Below are 20,184 nucleotides of genomic sequence, written 5' to 3'. Positions count from 1 at the left end.
GGGCAGGCGCCAAGTCGCTGTCCTGACCAGCCCGGTGGCTCCTGGAGTCACCGGGCACTCCCCTTGAACCGTGAGGAATGGCGTGCTCGCTCTCGAATCCTTACTTGACCCGATGCCTCTCGATCAATTCCTTCGCGAGAACTGGACCACCCGAGGCGTCGTCTTACGGGGGCAGGACCGGGACCGTTTCCGTCCGCTCTTCTCATGGGATCAGCTCAACCACCTGCTTAATTTCCATCGCCTCCGTTTCGGCGAGGAAATCCGTCTGGCGGCAATAGGCAGAAAGGTCGCCGACAAGCCCGAGACGCCCGAGGAGTGGATCAGGCACTGTCAGGACGGCTACACCCTCATCATCAACCAGTTGCAGGCACGGCTGCCCGCGATCGCGGAACTCGCGTCGGCGATCGAGCGTGCGATCGGCCACCGGAGCCAGGTCAACATGTACTGCTCCTGGCCCGAACAGCAGGGGTTCGACCAACACCACGACGACCACGAGGTCTTCATCCTGCAGATCGAGGGGACGAAGCGATGGGTCGTCTCCGAGGAGACGTACAAGTACCCGCTGGACAAATACAACAACGTCTCCGACGACACCGGCGAACCCAAGGGGCCCCCGTACATCGAGACCGAACTTCATCCGGGGGACGTGCTCTACATTCCACGGGGCCACTGGCACTACGCGGTGGCCGGTGACGAACCCTCGTTGCACCTGACGCTGGGAGTGACGTGCCGCACCGGCGTCTACTGGCTGAAGTGGCTCGCGGACGAGCTGATGGACGAGGAGGAGTGGCGGCGCAACCTCCCACCCGTCGTCGAAGGCGATACGGACCGGCTCGCCGACCATGTCCGCGGTCTGATGGGCAGGCTCGCCGCGCTGGCCGGCGACGAGCGGTTGGTGGCGGCGTACCTCGCCCATCATCTGACCACCCAGGACAGCCGCCACCGCGAGGTCAGCCTGCCGAGCCAGTCCGGGTTCCATCCGCTCTCCACGAACGGCGACACACGTCTGCGGCGCGCACAGTTCAACCCCGTCACGGTTGATTACGACGCCGAGACCGCGCAGCACCGTATCCAGTTCGGCGCGAGGAAGATCACGCTCGACGGCGCTCCCGTGCAACTCATCGACAATCTTTTCCGCAGTACGTCGTTCACCCTCGCGGAAGCCACCGGCTGGGCCCCCGCATTCGACCCGGCCGAAGACATCGCCCCCCTGCTGCGGCTGCTGGTCGAAGAGGGAATCCTGCTGGAAGAAAAGGCTCCGTCGGCGTGAGGGCCGCCAGAAAAACCGGCCCGCCGCACCACTGACGGAGACGACTCGATGAAGATCGGCCTGATCGAGCTCAGCGCACACAGCGAGGTCCTCGACAGCCTTCTGCGGCAAGCCATCGATGTCGGGGCGAGCCCTACGGTCTACACCAACCCGTTCTGCGCCGAATCCTCGACGGCCGCCGCATCCGCGGCCGTCGAGTGGAAGGTGTGTCCCCCGGGTCTGCCGTACGCGGAATTCCTGGCGGAGTGCGGGCCCTCGCTCGGTTCACAGGACCACCTGTTCATCGTCACCCCGGTCGATTCCCTGTGCGGCATGCTCTCCGGTGCGAGCGCCAGGACACCTGCCCGGCACTGCCTGGTGCACAACCTCAACACGTTCGTTTCGTCGGACGGCAACCGGCCGAGCGCCGCCGTCGCGAAGCTCGTTCTCGAAGGCGCGGCGGATGTCCTCCTCCCGGATCTCCGGCTCAGGAGAACGGGTGACCCGCTGCGGAACCGCGCGGTCAACATCGCCTACCCGCAACATCCGCCCTCGGAATTCGTACGGGACGAGGTGCGGTGCTGCATCCCGGGGCGGATGTATTCCGGCCGGGACCACGCCGAGGTGCTGTCCGCACTGGAAATCGCCGCCCCACGGCTGACGAAGCGACTGCGCGTCGAATTCCTGGGAGAACACTCCACCGAGGAGACCGAGACGGCCGTTGCGGCGGCGCGGAAGGCGGTCGCTCCCTCGGTCGAACTGCGGGATCACCCGGGTTACGTCGCTCAGGAGGAGTTCGACCGGACCCTGGCGGAGGCCGACTTCCTCATCCTTCCGGTCTCCGAATACCTCACGCGTAACGGCATCATCGAAACACGCGGCCAGACCTGCGTCACGGGCAACATCAACGACATGGTCCGGTTCGGACTTCCCTCGCTCATGCCCGCCTTCTATCCGTTGAGTGAGCACACCGAGGGGATGACGGCGCGGTACGGCGGCATTCCGTCCCTGGCGGACCTGATCGTCACCTGGGTGAAAACCGGCGAGTTCAACCGCAGGAAACGGGCGGCGGTGCCGGGACTGGAGGCATACCGGGCCGAGTGCCTGTCAGCCCTGCGCGACCAACTGACCCGCCGATAGCGGCTCGTGAAGGAAATACCCACTCCTCCGCTCGCTCGCCCGCCCTGCGTCGTGGCACCGCCGTCCCGGAAGGCGGATATCCGCACCCGATCAGAAGGAAAGCGACATGTTCCACCAGGTCACCAACCGCACCCCACAGCAGTGCATATGACGACCGAGATGTTTCGTGGCCCGGTTCGGTTCCTGACGATCGCCAGTTTCGTCACCACCGTCGGCAGCGGGCTCTACCTTGCCGGCAGCATGCTCTTCTTCACCCGCGTCGTCGGACTGGGCGTGCCGGGCGTGAGTACCGGCCTCGCCGTCGCGACGGCCGTCGGGATCCTGTCCGGCCTGCCCCTCGGTGCGGTGGCCGATCGCGTCGGGCCCCGTGGACTGTACGTCGCCACCCAAGGTGTCCAGGCGACGGCGATGTTCCTGTTCCCGATGGCACACTCCTTCGCCGCCTTTCTCGCGCTGGTCACCGTCGCGGCCATCGGCCAGCGCGGCGCCCAGGCGGTCGGCGGCGCCCTTGTCGCACGGATCAGCGAGCCCGGAGAACGCACCCGCATCCGCAGCCATCTGCGCGCGGTCACCAACCTGGGAATGGGCATCGGCGCGGCGGCGGCCGGCGTCGCGCTCCAACTCGACTCGACGGCGGGCTACACCCTGCTGATCCTGGCGAACGGACTGAGCTTTCTGGCCGCGGCGGGACTGCTGCTCAAGATCCCGTCCGTGCGGCCGGTGCCACGCCCGCCGGGCGCGCGGCGCATGGAGGCCGTGCGGGACCGCCCGTACCTCGCCCTGTCGCTGCTGTGCGGGGTCATCGCGTTCCAGTACGACGTGGTGTCCCTGGTCCTGCCGCTCTGGCTGGTGTCGCACACCGCGGCGCCCCGGTGGTGGCTTTCCCTGCTGCTGGTGACGAACATGGCGGTGGTCGTGCTGTTCCAGGTCAGGGCGACCCGGTGGGTGAGAGGCCCGTTGCCCGCTTCCACCGCGCTCCGCGGAGCAGGATTCCTGTCCCTCGCCGGCTGTACCGTGCTCGCCCTCGCCGCAGGGGTATCCGCCCCCGTCGCCGCGGCCCTGCTGCTCGTCGGCGTGCTCCTGCTGTCATCCGGTGAACTCGGTCTGGCCGCCGGGGCGTTCGAAGTCAGCTTCGCGCTGGCACCGGAACACGCCCAAGGGCAGTACCAGGGAGCCTTCAACCTGGCCGATGGCGTGGTCCGTGCGGCGTCACCGGTCGTGCTCACCGCGCTCTGCCTCGAATGGGGCAAGCCCGGCTGGGTGGTACTGGGCGTCGTCCTCGCGCTCTGCGGCCTCGCCACCCGGCCGCTCACCCGGTGGGCCGTGCGCACCCGGGTGCTTCCGGTGCCGGAAGCACCCGTCCCCGTCGGCTGAGGCCGGCCGGGACCCGCGCGACAAGAGGGCCGAGTCGGGGCAGGGGGGCCTGCCATGGCCGGCGGGACGCGTGCCGGCTCGTAGACTCGTGCTGACCCGGTGCTGAGTCGAAGCCAATGGAGAGAGAAAACATGCAGGTCGGAGCGGTGTCGTGAGATTTCTGCACACCTCCGACTGGCATCTCGGGCGGTCCTTCCACCGCGTGAACCTGCTCACCGCCCAGCGAGCCTTCCTCGATCACCTCGTCGAGACGGTGCGGGCCCGCGAGGTCGACGCGGTGCTGGTCGCGGGCGACGTCTACGACCGGGCCGTACCGCCGCTCGCCGCCGTCGAGCTCTTCGACGACGCGCTGCACCGGCTCGCGGAGCTCGGCGTCCCCACCGTGATGATCTCCGGCAACCACGACTCCGCCCGCCGCCTCGGCGTCGGCGCCGGGCTGATGGAGCGGGCCGGCATCCATCTGCGGACCGACCCCGCCGGCTGCGGCACCCCCGTACTGCTCGGTGACGCGCACGGGCCGGTCGCGTTCTACGGGCTGCCGTACCTGGAGCCCGCCATGGTGCGCGAGACCCTCGGGGCACAACGGGCCGATCATGCGGCGGTGCTCGGCGCGGCGATGGACCGGGTACGGGCCGACCTGGCCGACCGGCCCGCCGGGACGCGCTCGGTGGTGCTGGCGCACGCCTTCGTCACCGGCGGCACGGCCAGCGACAGCGAGCGCGACATCACCGTCGGCGGGGTCGCCTCGGTGCCCGCGGGCGTCTTCGACGGGGTGGACTACGCCGCCCTCGGCCACCTGCACGGCTGCCAGACCCTCAGCGAGCGGGTCCGCTACTCCGGATCGCCGCTCGCCTACTCCTTCTCCGAGGCCGACCACCGCAAGACGTCGTGGCTGGTGGAGCTGGACGAGACCGGAGCGGTGCACGCGGAGCGGGTGGACGCGCCGGTGCCGCGGGCGCTGGCCCGCATCCGGGGACCGCTGGACCGGCTGCTGGACGATCCGGCGCTGGCCCGGCACGAGGACTCCTGGGTGGAGGCCACGCTCACCGACGCGGTCCGCCCGCACGAACCGATGGCCCGGCTCGTCAAGCGCTACCCGCACATCCTCAGCCTGGTCTTCGACCCCGACGAGGGACCGGCCCGCTCGTCGGCCTCCTACGCCCAGCGGCTGCGCGGACGCAGCGACCAGGAGATCGCCGAGGACTTCGTGGCACACGTACGCTCCGGCCGCGCCGCCGATGAGCAGGAGCGGGCCGAACTGCGCTCGGCGATCGACGAGGTGCGCGCCGAGGACATGGCGGCGGAGGTCGCGCGATGAGACTGCACCGGCTCACCCTGACCGCCTTCGGCCCGTTCCGCGGCACCCAGACCGTCGACTTCGACCGGCTCGCCCGCGACGGGCTGTTCCTGCTGCACGGGCCGACGGGCGCGGGCAAGACCTCGGTGCTGGACGCGGTGTGCTTCGCGCTGTACGGGTCGGTGCCCGGGGCGCGGCACGGCGGCCAGGCGCTGCGCAGCGACCTGGCCGACCCGCAGACCCTCACCGAGGTCGTCCTCGAACTGACCGTGGCCGGGCGGCGGTTGGAGATCACCAGGCTGCCCGAGCAGCCGCGCCCCAAGAAGCGCGGCAGCGGTACGACGAGGGAGAAGGCGCAGAGCCGGCTGCGGGAGTTCGTACCGGGCGAGGCCGGGGCGGACGGCAGCTGGAAGGCGCTGAGCCGGTCGCACCAGGAGATCGGTGAGGAGATCGGGCAGCTGCTCGGCATGAGCAAGGAGCAGTTCTGCCAGGTCGTGCTGCTGCCGCAGGGGGACTTCGCGCGCTTCCTGCGGGCCGACGCGGAGGCCCGTGCCCGGCTGCTGGGCCGGCTCTTCGACACCCGCCGGTTCGCCGCGCTCGAAGAGCGGCTCGGCACCCGGCGCCGGGCGGCCGCCGACCAGGTCGCGGCGGGCGACGAGCGGCTGCTGGCGCTCGCGCACCGGATGGCGCAGGCGGCCGGGGAGAGCGCCGACTTCGACGGCCTCGAAGACTTCTTCACCGGTACCTCGGCCCCGGCGGCGGGCCGGGCCGGGCGGGCGGCGCAGGGCACGGCCGGGCGCGCCGCGGGCGGCCGGCGGAGCCGCGCGGAGGCCGGCGGGGCGGGTACGGCGACGGTGACCGCGACCGTCCCGGGCCAGGCGGGAGCCGGCCGGCGGGCCGCGGCGGCCTCCTCCGCGGCACCGGCCGGTGCCGACACCGCCGCACCCGGGGTGGGCGAGCCGGGATTCGCCGACGCGGTGCTGGCCAGGGCCGCCGTCGCGAGGGTGAGCGCACGCGAGCGACTGGCGGTCGCCCACGCCGCGGTGTGCGCCGCCGAGGAGGCCGGGCGGACCGCGGCCGGGGAGCTGGCCGAGGCCCGTGAGCGGCACCGGCTCCAGCAGCGCTACGCAGCCGCCCGTCGCCGCGCCGCCCTGCTCGACACGGACGCCGAGGAGCGGGCCCGTACCCGCGACCGGCTGGCGCGGGCCCGCACGGCCGCCGAGGTCGCGCCCGCGCTCGCCCTGCGCGAGGCGGCCTGGCGCGAGCTGGACGCGGCACAGCGCGCCGAGCGCACCCACCGTGCCCCGCTGCCGCCCGCACTCGCGGACGCCGACAGCGACCGGCTGGCCGCGGAGGAGCGGGCGGCACGGGAGGATCTGGGATCGCTCGCGGCCGCCCGACGGGCCGAACGCCGGGCCGCGGACCTCGCCCTGGAGCGCACCGCCCTCGACCGCGAGGCGCGCGCCGACGAGCAGACACTGCTGGACGCCGCGGACTGGCTCGCCGCCTGGGACGGTGTCCGCCGCGCCCACCAGCAGCGCATCGAAGCCGCGCAGGAGGCCGCGGTCCGTGCCGAGCAGCTCGGCGCGCGGATCGGCCCGGCCGAGGAACGGCTCGCCGCGGCCCGCCGACGCGACCGGCTCGACGACGAGGCACGCTCCGCGGAGGGCGCGCTGCTCGCCGCCAGGGAGCGGGCCGCGGTCGCGCATGAACACTGGCTCGATCTCAAGGAGCGGCGGCTGCGGGGCATCGCCGCCGAACTCGCCGACGGGCTGCGCGACGGGGAGGCGTGCGCGGTCTGCGGTGCCACCGAGCACCCGGACCCGGCCCGGGCCGGCGCCGGCCACGTCGACCGGGCCACCGAGGAGGCCGCGCTGGCCGCGCACCACCGCGCCGAGGAGACCCGGCAGCAGGCGGAGGCCCACTGCCGGACCCTCGGCGAGGCACGCGCCGCGGCGACGGCGGCGGCCGGTGCCGCGGCCACCGGCGAACTCGCCGCACAGGCCGAGGAGTTGCGCGCCGAACTGGCCGACAGCCGTGCGCTCGGCGCGGACCTGCACGCGGCACGCGAGGCGCTGGACCGTGCCGAGCGGGAGTACGAACGACGCCGCGCCGAGCAGCAGCAGGCCGAACGCCGGTCCGCCGCCCGGACCTCGCACCGCGAGGCGCTGGACCGCGAACAGGCCGCACTGGACGAGGAGTTGACCCGGGCGCGGGGCGACAGCGCGAGCGTCGCGGAGCGGGCCGCCCGGCTGGAGCGGCAGGTGACGCTGCTCGCCGCGGCGGCCGAGGCGTCCCGTACGGCGGCCTCCTGCGCCCAGCGGCTCAAGGAGGCCGACGCCCGGGCCTCCGACGCCGCCCACGGGGCCGGCTTCGACACGCCCCGGGCGGCCGCCGAGGCGCTGCTGAAGGACGACGAGTGGGGTGCGCTCCAGCAGCGGCTCGACGACTGGCAGAGCGAGTCGGCCGCGGTGGAGGCCGAACTCGCCGACCCCGAGGCGCTCGCCGCGGACCGGCTCCCGCCCGCCGACCCGGACGCCGCGTACGCCGCCGACCAGGCCGCTTCGGAGCGGCTGCGGACCGCCTCGGCCGCCCGGGCGGCGGCCGAGGAGCGCTGCGCCGCCCTCGACCGGCTCTCCGCCCACGCCGAGGACGACGTCCGCCGGCTGGCCCCGCTGCGCGCCGACCACGACCGTATCGCCGGGCTCGCCGCGCTGGCCGCCGGCACCTCCAGCGAGAACGAGCGCCGGATGCGGCTGGAGTCCTACGTCCTCGCGGCCCGGCTGGAGCAGGTCGCGGCCGCCGCCGGAGCCCGGCTGCAGCGGATGTCGGCCGGCCGCTACACCCTCGTGCACTCCGACGAGCGGGCCGGCGGCGCCCGGCGCTCCGGCCTCGGGCTGCACGTCATCGACGCGTGGACCGGACACGAGCGGGACACCGCCAGCCTCTCCGGCGGCGAGACCTTCTTCGCCTCGCTGGCGCTGGCGCTCGGCCTCGCCGACGTCGTCACCGACGAGGCCGGCGGCACCCGGCTGGACACCCTCTTCATCGACGAGGGGTTCGGCAGCCTGGACGAGCAGACCCTCGACGAGGTGCTGGACGTCCTGGACTCGCTGCGCGAACGCGACCGCAGCGTCGGGATCGTCAGCCACGTCGCCGACCTCAAGGCGCGGATCCCGGCCCAGCTGGAGGTCGTCAAGGACCGGTCCGGCTCGACGGTCCGGCACCGCGTACGCGACTGAGCCGGGCCGTCAGCGGGGCGGGCGGCCGCGGATCACCGGCCGACGGGGCGGCGGGGGAGCGGTGAGGAGTAGACGACGCTGGTCGTCACCGAGCCGAGGGCGCCGATCCGGCCGGACACCTCCTCCAGGTGCCGCATCGAGCGGGCGGCCACCTTGATGACGAAGCAGTCGTCGCCGGTGACGTGGTGCGCCTCCAGGATCTCCGGGGTGGACTCCAGCAGATCGTGGAACGGCTTGTAGTTGCCGTTGGGGTAGCGCAGCCGGACGAAGGCCAGGACCGGCAGGCCGACCCGCTCCGGGTCGACGACCGCGGCGTAACCGGAGATCACCCCTGCCTCCTCCAGCCGCCGGACGCGTTCGGTGACCGCGCTGGCGGACATGTTCACCGCGCGGGCCAGCTCGGCGTAGCCGGCCCGGCCGTTGTGCTGCAGGACGTCGAGGATGCGCCAGTCGGTGGCGTCGGGGGAATAACCGGTCATCTGCGCTGTCTAGCAGTGGAATCACCGGCATATCAAGGTTTTTGCCGGTGATCTTCACTTCAGGGCCGCGCGGGCGAACCGTAAATTATCGGCCATGATCACACCGACGCCGCAGCCCGCGGCCCACGCCGCCCCCGGCGCCGTACCGGCCGCCCCGCCCGCCGCGCCCGCCGACGCCGCCGCGTACTTCGCCGCCCGCCTCGCCTTCCACACCGATGTCGCCGATGTGCACACCGCGCTGGCGGCCGGTACCGCCGACTTCGTCGTCATCGACTCCCGGAGCACCGCGGCCTGGGACCAGGGGCACGTCCCGGGCGCCCGGCACCTGCCCACCGCCCGGATCGCAGCGGACGCGGCGGGGCTGCTGGACCGGGCGGTCCCGGTCGTCGTGTACTGCTGGGGCCCCGGCTGCGACGGCGCCACCCGCGCCGCCCTCGCGCTCGCCCGGCTCGGCTACCGCGTCAAGGAGATGCTCGGCGGCATCGAGTACTGGATCCGCGAGGGATACGAGGTCGAGACCTGGCAGGGCCCCCGGCACCGCCCCGCCGACCCGCTGACGGCACCCGTGGGAGCCGAGGACTGCGGCTGCTGAGGCGGCCCGCGGTCCGGCGTCCGCGCGTCACCCGGCGCGCCCCGGGACCGCCGGGCGGCCGGCTCGCGATGATGACCTCGGGCCAGGACCGCGGCGGCGGTATGCCCGACGAGGTCGCCCTACGCGGTCGGTGCGCTGCGCGAGCGGGGCGCCGCCCGCTTTCCCGGCGGACGGTGGGGCACACCCGACGACCCGGCCCGGCTGATCGCCTGGCTCGCCACCGACGAAGCCGCCCGGATCACCGGTGAGGTCATCAACTCCCAAGCGGGATTCAGGCATTGACCCCGGCGGTGCCGTCGATCTCGTAGGCGCGCAGCCCGTCGCGCTCCCGGCGAACCGGAAACCGGCCCGTTCCAGGACCCGCTGCGAGGGGACGTTCGCCGGCTCGGTGAGCGCGCCCACCGTCCGTACGCCGGGCTGGGCGGCCGCCCAGCCGGCCAGCAGCCGTGCCGCCTCGGTCGCCCAGCCGGCGCCGCGGGCGGACGGCGAGAGGTCGTAGCCCATCTCCACGAAGCCGGTGCCGTCCGGCGGGCCGTGGAAGCCGATGCTGCCCAGCGCCGTGCCGGCGACCGCGTCGGTCAGGATGAAGACGCCCCACCCCGGGCGGTAACTGCCGGCCGCCGCGGCGCGCACGGCGATCCCGGCAGCACCCGAGGTGGTCTCCGACGGCCCCCCGTCGATCCAGTCGAACCCGGCCGGGTCCCCGTCCGCGACCCGCGCCGCCACCGACGGGAGCAGGGCGCGCAGCGCCACCCGCCCGGAGGAGAGCGTCAGCGGACCGCCGGCCCCCGCGGTGACCAGCGCTTCGAACAGCGGGTGGGGGTCGGCGTCCGCCGGCAGCCCGCTGACCTGCCCGTCACCGACCTCCACCACCCGCCAGACGCCGTCGGCGCGCAACGCCAGGTCCGTGGTGCAGAAGCGCAGCCCCAACTGCCGTACCGGCGCGGCCACATGGGCCAGCTCGGGGACGGGGCGCAGTACGGGGGTGTCGGGGTGCGCGCCGGTCAGCACCGGCTCGCCGTCCACCCACCACACCCGTGCCTCGCCCACCGCCCGGTCGTACTCCTCGAAGGCGCGCAGCACCACCCCGCCGGTCAGGGACTCCTCCTGGAGCGCGACGAACCGGCCGACGACCGCGGCGAGGCGTTCGGTGTCGGCGGCGTCCGGGACGTACGCCGCCTCGTCCCATTCGTGCTTACGCGACTTCACCCAGTCCTTGACGACCAGCGGGCGGCGCCGGCCCGGCGCGGTGAGCGGACCGGCGAGCCGGGCCAGCGCCGCGGGCGCGGGCGCCGCACCGGGCGCGCAGGGCAGCCAGACGCTCCGCGGGGTCAGCGGGCGGAACGCCTCGTACCAGCCGGGGAGTTCGTGGGCGGTGCGGTAGGCGGCGGGCGAGGTCAGCAGCCGGCCGCCACGGGCGGTGAGCGCTTCGGCGAGGGCGGCGTAGCGGCCGGCGGACAGCATCCAGCCGCGGTACCAGACGGGGCCGGCGCCACGCGGCACCCGCAGCACCGCTTCCGCGGCGCGCCCGGCCAGCAGCGCCTCGTGGTCGAGCACCGCGGTCGCCGCACCGGCCGACCGCGCCGCGGCGGCCTCCGGGGCGAACTGCGGATCGGTACGCCGCGGGCGCAGCGGATCTCCGGAGAACAGGAAGAGCGGCCGGTCCGCCGCGGGGTCCACCGTCATGCCCACGGACCCTACGGACGGCGGCGGCCGGCCACAACACCCTTTCGCCGTGGCCGGCCGCCGCCCCGTACGCCCCGGTCAGAGCGCCGACAGCTCGCTCAGGAGATCGTCCAGGCCCAGGGAGCCCTGCGACAGCGCGGCCATGTGCCACGCCTTGAGGTCGAAGTCCGCGCCGTGCCGGGCGCGGGCCGCCTCCCGGCCCTTGAGCCAGACCCGCTCACCGAGCTTGTAGCCGATGGCCTGACCGGCCATGCCCTGGTAGCGGATGATCTCGCTCTCGACGAAGTCCGCCGGGCGGCTGCTGTGCCGCGCGAAGAACTCGTGCGCCAGCTGCGGCGTCCAGCGCTCACCCGGGTGGAAGGGCGAGTCCGCGGGGATCTCCAGCTCCAGGTGCATCCCGATGTCGATGATGACCCGCACCGCGCGCATCATCTGCGCGTCCAGATAGCCGAGCCGCCGCTCGGCGTTCGTCAGGAAGCCCAGCTCGTCCATGAGGCGCTCGGCGTACAGCGCCCAGCCCTCGGCGTTGGCGCTGACGATGCCCACCGTCGTCTGGTAACGCGAGAGCCGGTCGGCGACGTGGACCCACTGCGCCAGCTGGAGGTGATGGCCGGGCACGCCCTCGTGGTACCAGGTGGAGACCAGGTCGTACGCCGGGAAGCGGGTCTCGCCCATCGTCGGCAGCCAGGTGCGGCCGGGCCGGGAGAAGTCCAGCGTCGGCGGGGTGTAGTACGGGGCGGCCGCGCTGCCGGCCGGGGCGATCCGCGACTCGACCCGGCGGACCCGCTCGGCCAGCTCGAAGTGGGTGCCGTCCAGCGACTCGATGGCCTCGTCCATGAGCGACTGCAGCCACCGCCGGGTCTCCTCGACGCCCTCGATCGCCTCACCGTGCTCGTCGCACCAGGCCAGCGCCTCCCACGGGGTCTTCGCACCGGGCAGGACCTTCTCCGCCTCGGTCTCCATCTCGGCCAGCAGCCGGTGGAACTCCGACCAGCCGTACGCGTACGCCTCGTCGGCGTCGACGTCGGCACCGTTGTAGTAGCGCGCGAGACGGGCGTAGCGCTCCCGGCCCACCACGTCCGGCGCGCCCTCGACAGCCGGGGCGTAGCTGTCCCGGAACCAGTCGCGCAGCTCCACCAGGGCGCCGGTCGCCACCTCGGCGGCCTCGGTCAGCTCGGCGCGCAGCGCGTCCGGGCCGGCCTCGGTGAACTCCGCGAACCAGCTGCGGCCGGTGCCGATCCACTCGTCCAACTGACCGATGACGGTGCGCACCTGTAGCGGGCCGGCGGGCAGATCGCGCTTGAGGCCGGCGTCGAGGGCGGCGCGGTAGCCCTCCAGCGCGGCCGGTACGGCCCGCAGCCGCCGGTCGATGGCCGCCCAGTCCTCCTCGGTCTCCGCCGGGGTGACCGTGAAGACCTCACGGACGTGGTGCAGCGGGGAGCTGAGGTTGCTGACCGTGCGCAGGCGCTCGCCGGCCTCGTGCACCGCCAGCTCGGCGGTCAGCCGCTCGCGCAGCAGCCGGGCGCAGACCTGCTCGGCGGTGCTGTCCGCGCCCGGCCGGGCCTCGGCCTCGGCGAGCCTGTCCAGCGTCGTACGGGCGAGCTGGGCCACCGCCTCCTGGCCCGTCGGCGAGAAGTCGGGGAGCTTGTCGGAACTCTCGGGGATGCCGAGGAAGGTTCCGGTGATCGGGTCCAGGTCGACGAGGGCGTCGACATAGGCGTCGGCGACCTGGCGGGGCAGCGGGCCGCCGGTGGGGGTAGTGGTGTTGGACATGCCGGCCATCCTCGTACGGATCACCCCGCCGCGTCACCACCAACAGCCGGTACGTTCCTGTCGTTTTACGGTGCCGCGGCCCGCGGCGCGGCCGGCCGGGCGTCGGTACTGCGCCCGGCCGGCCGCGGTCGCGGTGGCCGTTCCGTGCCGCTCGGGGGCACGCGCTGCGGCCGTCAGCGGCGGCCGGTGCCGTCCTGGACGCGGACACCCTCGCGGGTCTCCGGCCGGGCGGCGGGCACACCCGCCGGGCGGGCCGTGATCACGAGCGTGCCTTCCTCTATCTGGTAGTCCAGCGGCAGGCCGAGACCGCGCATCGCCGCCACCATCCCCGTGTTGGACGCCTGGGTGATCGCGTAGACGCTCTCGCAGCCGGTCTCGTCCGCCATCGTCACCAGCCGGCGCAGCAGCTCCGCGCCGATACCGCGCTGCTGCCAGGAGTCCTCGACCAGCAGGGCGACCTCGGTCTCGTCGCCGTCCCACAGCAGATGGCCGAGCGCCACCAGCCGGCCGGAGGCGGTCTCCACCGCGAGGGTGCGGCCGAAGCGGGGGCTGAGCAGGTGCCCGAGGTAGCGGTCCGCGTCACCGACCGGGCCGTGGTAGCGCAGCGCCAGGGTCCGTGGCGAGCAGCGGTCGTGCATCTCGCGGGCCGCCGCCAGGTCGGAGGTGTCGGCCCGGCGGACGGTGATCTCGTTGCCCTCCGGGAGCGTGAGCACCTCACGCCGCGGCGGCACCCGCTGGCCGAGCCGGGCGTCCAGCTCGACCAGCGCGCGGACCCGCGCGAACTCGGTGGGGGTGAACGGCAACTGCGGCCTTTCGATGGTCAGGGACCCCCCGGAGGGGTCGCGGAACTTCATGACGTGGTCCTCCAGTACGCCCTCGGCGGGCACCGGCTCTGCGAGCGGCTGACCGGTCAGCGAGCGGGCGGGCACCGAGTGGATCGTGCAGCGCCCCAGCAACTGGCGTAGTGCGAGCGGGAGTTCGGCGGAGTCGAGGGCCGTGCGGGTCGCCAGGCCCAGCATCCGGGTCGGCGCGTCCACGAGGTCGTGCGCGTCGGCCCGCTCCAGCCAGCTGTGCAGACCGCCCGCGCCGGCCACCGTACGGGTCAGCTCCCCGGGGGCCAGCGAGCCGGGCGCGCGCAGCAGGAACTCGTCGACCGTTCCGTCGGACAGCGGATGGGTCTGCAGGCTGAGGATGTCCACCTGCCGGGCGGCCAGCGCCGTGCACAGCTCGGCCAGGCTGCCCGGTTCGTCGCGGACGGTGGTCCGCATCCGCCACAGCGTCGTCTCCTGGCCGCCGGCCGCCGGGGCCCGGCCGGTGGGGGACGCCGCCGTGGCGCCGGTATCGGTCGGCGGCGGGGCGTTCTCGTGGCGTCGTGACCACCAGATGTGGAAGACCGCCGTGGCCAGCAGGGCCACCGCCGAGGCGCACAGCAGCACCGGGCCCGACGGGCCGTGGGCGACGGTGTTGGCGACGGCGTCGGCCACCGCCACGGCCGTGAACAGGGCGGCCAGCTCGACGACGTCCCGCCGCCAGTGGTGGCGACGGGCGGAACGGGCAGAGGATGCTTCAGTCATGCATACAGCCTCGCCGACAGGTGTTGCCTGATCGCCAACACATTGTGTCCGACGGGTAAAAGACGCAATCGGCGCATTCGTTTCTACTGTCCTACCCGTCCCGGTTGGAGCACCTTGCTGAACAGCACCTCTCCACCCTCCTGACGCAACCGCACCGTCAACTCCCCGCTGCCCCCGTCGATGTCGATCTCGCCGAAGTACTGCGGACTCTCCGCGGGGGAGGTGTTGGCACGGTCCGGTGCCTTGATGAACGCCTGCTCGGGCCCGAAGGTTCCATCAAGCTTCACGGCCTGGAACCCGCCCGCGTTCAGCGGCCCCGACACGAACTCCCAGAAGGGCGCGAAATCCTTGAAGGCGGCCCGCTCCGGTGCGTAGTGCTGCGCCGACGTGTAGTGCACGTCCGCCGTCAGCCACAGGGTGCCGGTGATGCCGGCGTGCTTGATGTGCCGCAGCAGCTCGGCGATCTGCAGCTCGCGCCCCAGGGGAGCGCCCGGATCCCCCTGTGCCACCGCCTCGAAGTCGGTCTTGCCGTCGGGCACGACCAGGCCCAGCGGCATGTCGGAGGCGATCACCTTCCACACCGCGTGCGAGCGGGACAGCTCCCGCTTGAGCCAGCGCAGCTGCTCGGCGCCCAGGATGCCCTGCGGATCGTCGGTCTGCCGGTCCGGCGAGTTCGCGTTGCGGTAGCGGCGCATGTCCAGCACGAACACGTCGAGCAGCGGACCGTGGCGCACCACCCGGTAGACCCGGCCGCCGCCGTCCGGCCGCAGCGTCCGGATCGGGAAGTACTCGCCGAAGGCGCGCAGCGACCGCGCGGAGAGCACATCGGCGTCCTTCTCGGTGTACCTGTCGTCCGCCAGCAACTGCCCCGGGTACCAGTTGTTGTGCACCTCGTGGTCGTCCCACTGCGTGATCGTGGGCACCTGGGCGTTGAACCGGCGCAGATTGTCGTCCAGCAGGTTGTAGCGGAACGCGCCACGGAACTCCGCGAGCGTCTCGGCGACCTTCGCCTTCTCCTCGGTCGTCACGTTCCGCCAGATCCGGCCGTCCGGGAGCGTCACCTTCTCGGTGATCGGGTTGTCCGCGTAGATGTTGTCGCCGCTGCACAGGAAGAAGTCCGGGTTCCGGCGCCGCATGTCCTCGTAGACGCGGTAGCCGCCGCGCTCCGGGTTGATGCCCCAGCCCTGGCCCGCGAGGTCGCCCGACCAGTGGAAGCGGACGTCCTGCCGCCGGTCGCCGGGGGCCGTACGGAAGGTACCGGTGACCGGCTCGCCGGACCGCCGGGGATCGTCCGGGTCGGCCAGCAGCACCCGGTAGTGGATCTGCTCCCCGGCCGGCAGCCCGTGCAGCGAGGTGACGCCGGTGAAGTCCGTCCCCGCCCCCAGCACCGGACCGTGCCACGTCCTGGCGTTGCGGAACGACTCGGTCGCCGCGGTCTGCACCACCATCCGCGCCGGCCGGTCCGCGCGCACCCACACCAGGCCCGAGGACGTGGTCACGTCACCCACCTGCACGCCCCAGTCGGCGCCCGGCCGGCCGCTGCGGGCCTGCGCCGGCGCGGCGCCGGAGAGCACGGGCAGCGTCAGCGCCGCGGAACCCGCCGCCGCGCCCTGCAGCAACGATCGCCGTCCGAAACCGCCGCCGGATCCCTGCGCCATCTGAAACCTCCATGCCTCGACCGGACTCGGTGCTGACTTGTTCGTATCGGTGTTCGGTGCCGGGTGGTGGAACGGATGGTGAACAGCGGCCCGTTCGGTCCCGGCCGCACCCCGGGGCGTGGGTCCCGCGACCCACCGGGCCCGGGCCATGGTCGCAAGACCATCGGCCGATCGCCAGGACGCGACCGGGGCGTTTACGGTCCCGGTACGCGCCGCCGCACGGCGGCCCCGAGGAAGGTGACACCGCATGCCGGCCAACGGCTCCGCCCCCATCCGCATCGCCCGCCCGTCCCGCGATCTGGCCGCCGCCGCACGCTTCTGGAAAGACGGACTGGGCCTGACGGAGCTCTACCGGCACGCCTCCGAGGGCACCGAGCACGCCCTGCTGATGCTCGGCTGGCCGGACGCCCGGTGGCATCTGGAGCTGACCTTCGACCCGACCGGGACGCACCTGCCCTCCCCGACCGCCGACGACCTGCTCGTCGTCTACCTGGGCGAGGAGGTGCCGGTCGAGCTGATCGAGCGGCTGGAGCGCGCCGGCGGTACGCGGGTCGCGGCGTACAACCCGTACTGGGACGAGTGGGGGGTCACCCTGGAGGACCCCGACGGGTACCGGCTGGTGCTCTCCCGCCGCGACTGGTCCAACTCCTGAAACACGCCCCGGCGTTCGCCCCTCGGGGCGAGGCGTCTCCGCCCGCCGGCGCGGCCGTGGCGCGCGTCGCACCGCGCCGTTTTCGCTGGACAACGCGGTGACGGCCCGCTGGGATGGAAGGGTGCTGAAGGAAACCGCGACCGATGTCTTCGAAGACCACCGCCCCGTGCTGTTCGGGGTGGCCTACCGCATGCTCGGCCGGGTGGCCGACGCCGAGGACGTCGTCCAGGACGCCTGGTTGCGCTGGTCGGGCGCGGACCGGACCCAGGTGCGCGAGCCGCGCGCCTTCCTCGTACGGATCACCACCCGGCTCGCCATCGACCGGCTGCGGCAGGTCCAGGCGCGCCGCGAGTCCTACGTCGGGCCCTGGCTGCCGGAACCGCTCGCGACCGACGCCGTCGGCACCGCGCCGGACGGCGCCGAACGGACGGTGTTCACCGAGTCCGTCACCCTCGCCGTGCTCGTCGTCATGGAGTCGCTCTCCCCGCTGGAGCGCGCGGTGTTCGTGCTGCGCGAGGCGTTCGGCTATCCGTACGCGGAGATCGCCACCGCCCTGGACCGCAGCGAGGCCGCGGTGCGCCAACTGGCCGGCCGGGCCCGCAAGCACGTGGAGGACGGCCGGCCGCGCTACGACGTCGACCCCGAGCAGCAGCGCGATCTGACCGAGCGGTTCCTGGCCGCGGCGGCCGGCGACGACCTGCAGGGGCTCCTCTCCCTGCTCGCGACGGACGCGCGGCTGGTCGGCGACAGCGGCGGCAAGGCCAAGGCGCCGCTGCGGGTCATCGAGTCCGCGGACAAGATCGCCCGCTTCCTCTTCGGCGTCGCCCGGTCCGCACCGCCCGGCCTGGAATTCACCGTCCGCGAACTCAACGGCGGCATCGCGCTGTTGGGGCACGTCGGGGAGGTGCCGGACTCCGTCATCCAGCTCGGCGTCAAGGACGGCCGGATCCAGACGGTCTACATCGTGCGCAACCCCGACAAGCTGGCGGCGCTGGCGGCCGGCTGAGCGACGGCCCGCGGCCCGCTCCCGGAGGCCGCGGAGCACCGGTACCCCGCCGCGCGGCAGCCGCGCGGCGGGGTACCGCCATATGGCCGCGCCCCGCCCCGGGCCGCTGTCCCCGTGCCCGGCCCGGGAGTTCGGCACGCACCAGGTGACGCGGGGCCATGCGTACGGCCGGGAGGGGCCAATCGGGTGCGGGATTGGTCTTGACCAAGGGTGGAGGCAGCCATATCGTCGGGATACTGCAACAACCTTTAATAAAGAAGCGCTCATAAACGGACGCGCGCGTACGGGCCCGTCAGCACGGCCCGGGTGCGGGCCCGGCTCCATGGGAGCGCCGCCCCGCGGGGCAATGGCCAGTGCGGAGGACAGGGTGGGGACCACGCAGCTCGAAACGGCGCCGGAACCGAAGTACTGGCACCTCAAGACCGTGCTCAGCGAAGCGCTGGACTCGGAGTTCGCGGTCGGCGAGATTCTGCCCAACGAACGTGAGCTGGCGGCACGCTTCGGCGTCGCCCGCGCCACGCTCCGGCAGGCGCTCGAACAGCTGGAACTGGAGGGCAGGCTGCAGCGGCGCCGCGGCGTGGGCACCACGGTCGCCCCGCCGCGCGTCGGCGTCGCCGTCGACCCCGCCCGGCACACCTGGCCCGGCACCCCCGGCGACGACTGGCAGCCGGTCGACGCCGCCACCAGCGACACCGTGCCCGCGCCGGTGGCCCGTCTGCTGGAGACCGCCCCCGGCGAGCAGGTGCACATCGTGCGCCGCAGCCGGGTCACGCACGGCCAGCCCGTCGCCGCGGAACTCCTCTACGTCCCGGCGGCCACCGTCCCCGACTGCACTGCGGCGGCCTCGCTCAGCGCACCGGGCCGGGCCCGTGCGGTGCTGCGCGCGCTGCAGGAACGGGAGCTGGACGGCCAGGACCGCACGGTCGAGCTCGGTTCGGCCCGCGCGGAGGACGCCAAGCAGCTCGACCGGCTGCCCGGCGCGCCCGTGCTCGTCGTGACGACCCGCTACGTCTCCGCGGGCCGCCCGGCCGCCGTCGCGGTGTCCACCTACCGCGCGGACACCTGCCGGCTGACCTTCGGCGAGACCGACGCGGTGCCGCTGCTGGCCGGCTGAGCCGCCGCCCCCCACGGGCGGGGCCGAGCAACGGGCCCCGGCAGCCGCCGACTCCGCCCGCCGGTTCACCGGCGGGCGGTCACCGTGCCGTCCACCGCGAAGAGTTCGCCCTCCACGTGGTCCAGGGCGAGCCGCAGCGCGCCGGTGGCGACCGCCGCCTCGCCCAGCCGCGACAGCGCGACCTGCGGGGGACGCAGACAGTAGCGGGCCAGTTCCTCGCGCAGCGGCGCGAGCACGCCGTCCAGCCCGGCCGCCCAGCCGCCGACCACCACCAGCTCGGGGTCGAGCGCCAGCACCAGCGCCGCGACATCGTGCACCAGACGCCGGATGAAGCGGTCCACCGCGTCCCGGGCCCGCGCGTCGCCGTCCCGCGCCGCCGCGAAGACCGCGGCGACCTGCGCCTCGTCCAGCGGATGCAGCGGTGTGCCGGTCGTCGACAGCAGCTTCTCCGGCGTCGCCTCCCGGCCGAGCAGGTGCAGCGCGCCGATCTCCCCGGCGGCCCCGCCGAAGCCGCGGTGCAGCCGTCCGCCGATCAGCGAGCCGGCACCGGGGCTCAGCCCCGCGAGGACGAACACGACGTCGTCCGATCCGGACGCCGCGCCCTGCCAGTGTTCGGCCACCACCGCCGCGTTGGCGTCGTTCTCGACCAGTACCGGGCAGCGGAACGAGCGCCGCAGCCGGTCACCGAGCGGCAGCCCCGTCCAGCCCGGCAACGCGGTGCCCAGCCGTACCATGCCGTCCGCCTCCACGATGCCGGGTGTGGCCACCCCGACGGCCCGCAGCGAACCGCGCGCGACGCCCGTACGGCGCAGCAACTCGGCCACCACGGACCGGACCCGCTCCAGCCGCTCGTCCGCCGGCGCGGACTCCCCGACCGCACGCTGCGCGGTGTCCCGCACCCGGCCGCTCAGATCGGCCAGCAGCGCCGAGACCCGGTGCGGACCGATCTCGATGCCCAGCAGGTGCCCGGCCTCGGCGCGGAACCGGAAGCGGCGGGCCGGGCGCCCCTGACGCCGCGTCTCGCCCTCCTCGGCGGGCACCTCGACCACCAGGCCGGTCTCGATGAGCCCCTCGACCACGCCCTCGACCGTCGGCCGGGACAGGCCCGTCACCTGGACGAGGTGGGTGAGCGTGGGGGAGTCCGCGGCGCGCAGTGCGTGCAGCACCACCGCGGAGTTGATCCGTCGCAGCAGGGAGGGGTCCCCGCCGGTGAGCCGCCCCAACGTCCGTCTCCCTAGCTTGCCGTGTCTGGCGGATCGTAGCCGGTCAGGGGGTGTGCGGCGAGCCCCCGTGGCCGAGACCGGGCGGCCGGCCACCTCGGGCGTCGCGTGGAGGGGAGGTTCCGTCC

At 73.7% G+C, this 20,184-nt stretch carries 14 protein-coding genes and 3 pseudogenes; 10 read left to right on the top strand and 7 right to left on the bottom strand.

Annotated elements, in window-relative coordinates; all coding sequences use genetic code 11:
- Nucleotides 1-112 precede the first annotated feature (112 nt).
- From SL103_RS21015 to SL103_RS20995, 5 genes are all read left to right on the top strand, one after another.
- Nucleotides 113-1,270, top strand: a complete 1,158-nt coding sequence (locus tag SL103_RS21015; protein WP_069570521.1) for a cupin domain-containing protein — start codon at nt 113-115, stop codon at nt 1,268-1,270.
- Between the two features lie 48 nt (nt 1,271-1,318).
- Nucleotides 1,319-2,389, top strand: a complete 1,071-nt coding sequence (locus tag SL103_RS21010; RefSeq protein ID WP_069570520.1) for a hypothetical protein — start codon at nt 1,319-1,321, stop codon at nt 2,387-2,389.
- A 147-nt stretch (nt 2,390-2,536) separates the two neighbouring features.
- On the top strand, nt 2,537-3,763 hold the full coding sequence (locus SL103_RS21005) for an MFS transporter (RefSeq protein WP_069570519.1): 1,227 nt from the start codon (nt 2,537-2,539) through the stop codon (nt 3,761-3,763).
- Nucleotides 3,764-3,914: 151 nt separating this feature from the next.
- The gene (locus tag SL103_RS21000) at nt 3,915-5,081 is read left to right on the top strand and encodes an exonuclease SbcCD subunit D (protein ID WP_069570518.1); all 1,167 of its coding nucleotides are present in this window, start codon (nt 3,915-3,917) and stop codon (nt 5,079-5,081) included.
- Nucleotides 5,078-8,302: an AAA family ATPase gene (locus SL103_RS20995; RefSeq protein WP_069570517.1), complete on the top strand. Its 3,225-nt coding sequence runs from the start codon at nt 5,078-5,080 to the stop codon at nt 8,300-8,302. The genes SL103_RS21000 and SL103_RS20995 overlap by 4 nt, the downstream gene beginning before the upstream one ends.
- Before the next feature lie 32 nt (nt 8,303-8,334).
- Here SL103_RS20995 and SL103_RS20990 read toward each other — a convergent pair whose 3' ends face one another.
- Entirely contained in the window at nt 8,335-8,781 is a 447-nt protein-coding gene (locus SL103_RS20990) for an Lrp/AsnC family transcriptional regulator (RefSeq protein WP_069570516.1), read from the bottom strand.
- Between the two features lie 94 nt (nt 8,782-8,875).
- Here SL103_RS20990 and SL103_RS20985 point away from each other — a divergent pair, with 94 nt between their 5' ends.
- Both SL103_RS20985 and SL103_RS36375 read left to right on the top strand, forming a co-directional pair.
- Nucleotides 8,876-9,373 carry a rhodanese-like domain-containing protein gene (locus SL103_RS20985; protein ID WP_069570515.1) on the top strand — a complete coding sequence of 166 codons (498 nt, stop codon included), beginning with the start codon at nt 8,876-8,878 and terminating at the stop codon, nt 9,371-9,373.
- A 41-nt stretch (nt 9,374-9,414) separates the two neighbouring features.
- A pseudogene (locus SL103_RS36375) lies at nt 9,415-9,655 on the top strand (SDR family oxidoreductase); the annotation flags it as partial.
- A 114-nt stretch (nt 9,656-9,769) separates the two neighbouring features.
- Here SL103_RS36375 and SL103_RS39640 read toward each other — a convergent pair.
- From SL103_RS39640 to SL103_RS20965, 5 genes and pseudogenes are all read right to left on the bottom strand, one after another.
- A pseudogene (locus SL103_RS39640) lies at nt 9,770-10,099 on the bottom strand (GNAT family N-acetyltransferase); the annotation flags it as partial.
- Nucleotides 10,100-10,162: 63 nt separating this feature from the next.
- Nucleotides 10,163-11,059, bottom strand: a pseudogene (locus SL103_RS39635) (ATP-grasp domain-containing protein); the annotation flags it as partial.
- A 78-nt stretch (nt 11,060-11,137) separates the two neighbouring features.
- Nucleotides 11,138-12,832, bottom strand: coding sequence for a DUF885 domain-containing protein (locus SL103_RS20975; protein WP_069570514.1), 1,695 nt, complete (start codon nt 12,830-12,832; stop codon nt 11,138-11,140).
- 173 nt (nt 12,833-13,005) lie between these two features.
- Nucleotides 13,006-14,406 (bottom strand): GNAT family N-acetyltransferase, encoded by a 1,401-nt coding sequence (locus SL103_RS20970; RefSeq protein WP_069570513.1) that lies wholly within the window; start codon nt 14,404-14,406, stop codon nt 13,006-13,008.
- Nucleotides 14,407-14,489: 83 nt separating this feature from the next.
- Nucleotides 14,490-16,064 carry an alkaline phosphatase D family protein gene (locus SL103_RS20965; RefSeq protein ID WP_069570512.1) on the bottom strand — a complete coding sequence of 525 codons (1,575 nt, stop codon included), beginning with the start codon at nt 16,062-16,064 and terminating at the stop codon, nt 14,490-14,492.
- Between the two features lie 247 nt (nt 16,065-16,311).
- Here SL103_RS20965 and SL103_RS20960 point away from each other — a divergent pair, with 247 nt between their 5' ends.
- The 3 genes from SL103_RS20960 to SL103_RS20950 all read left to right on the top strand — a co-directional run bounded on the left by SL103_RS20960 (nt 16,312) and on the right by SL103_RS20950 (nt 18,836).
- Nucleotides 16,312-16,716, top strand: coding sequence for a VOC family protein (locus SL103_RS20960; RefSeq protein ID WP_069570511.1), 405 nt, complete (start codon nt 16,312-16,314; stop codon nt 16,714-16,716).
- A 121-nt stretch (nt 16,717-16,837) separates the two neighbouring features.
- Nucleotides 16,838-17,722: an RNA polymerase sigma-70 factor gene (locus SL103_RS20955; RefSeq protein ID WP_069570510.1), complete on the top strand. Its 885-nt coding sequence runs from the start codon at nt 16,838-16,840 to the stop codon at nt 17,720-17,722.
- Between the two features lie 367 nt (nt 17,723-18,089).
- Complete coding sequence (locus SL103_RS20950; RefSeq protein WP_069570509.1) at nt 18,090-18,836, top strand: GntR family transcriptional regulator; 747 nt, start codon at nt 18,090-18,092, stop codon at nt 18,834-18,836.
- Nucleotides 18,837-18,901: 65 nt separating this feature from the next.
- Here SL103_RS20950 and SL103_RS20945 read toward each other — a convergent pair whose 3' ends face one another.
- Nucleotides 18,902-20,059 carry an ROK family transcriptional regulator gene (locus tag SL103_RS20945; protein ID WP_069570508.1) on the bottom strand — a complete coding sequence of 386 codons (1,158 nt, stop codon included), beginning with the start codon at nt 20,057-20,059 and terminating at the stop codon, nt 18,902-18,904.
- Nucleotides 20,060-20,184 lie beyond the last annotated feature (125 nt).

Source organism: Streptomyces lydicus (assembly GCF_001729485.1).
Taxonomy (GTDB): domain Bacteria; phylum Actinomycetota; class Actinomycetes; order Streptomycetales; family Streptomycetaceae; genus Streptomyces; species Streptomyces lydicus_D.
The sequence above is the reverse complement of the archived record's forward strand: the minus strand, read 5'-3'. Positions and strand labels throughout refer to the sequence as shown.

Coding starts and splice junctions, on each gene's coding strand:
- SL103_RS20975 (WP_069570514.1), bottom strand. CDS start 12,832: ATGTCCAACACCACTACCCCCACCGGCGGCCCGCTGCCCCGCCAGGTC.
- SL103_RS21005 (WP_069570519.1), top strand. CDS start 2,537: ATGACGACCGAGATGTTTCGTGGCCCGGTTCGGTTCCTGACGATCGCC.
- SL103_RS20985 (WP_069570515.1), top strand. CDS start 8,876: ATGATCACACCGACGCCGCAGCCCGCGGCCCACGCCGCCCCCGGCGCC.
- SL103_RS20990 (WP_069570516.1), bottom strand. CDS start 8,781: ATGACCGGTTATTCCCCCGACGCCACCGACTGGCGCATCCTCGACGTC.
- SL103_RS20960 (WP_069570511.1), top strand. CDS start 16,312: ATGCCGGCCAACGGCTCCGCCCCCATCCGCATCGCCCGCCCGTCCCGC.
- SL103_RS20970 (WP_069570513.1), bottom strand. CDS start 14,406: ATGACTGAAGCATCCTCTGCCCGTTCCGCCCGTCGCCACCACTGGCGG.
- SL103_RS21015 (WP_069570521.1), top strand. CDS start 113: ATGCCTCTCGATCAATTCCTTCGCGAGAACTGGACCACCCGAGGCGTC.
- SL103_RS20995 (WP_069570517.1), top strand. CDS start 5,078: ATGAGACTGCACCGGCTCACCCTGACCGCCTTCGGCCCGTTCCGCGGC.
- SL103_RS21010 (WP_069570520.1), top strand. CDS start 1,319: ATGAAGATCGGCCTGATCGAGCTCAGCGCACACAGCGAGGTCCTCGAC.
- SL103_RS20965 (WP_069570512.1), bottom strand. CDS start 16,064: ATGGCGCAGGGATCCGGCGGCGGTTTCGGACGGCGATCGTTGCTGCAG.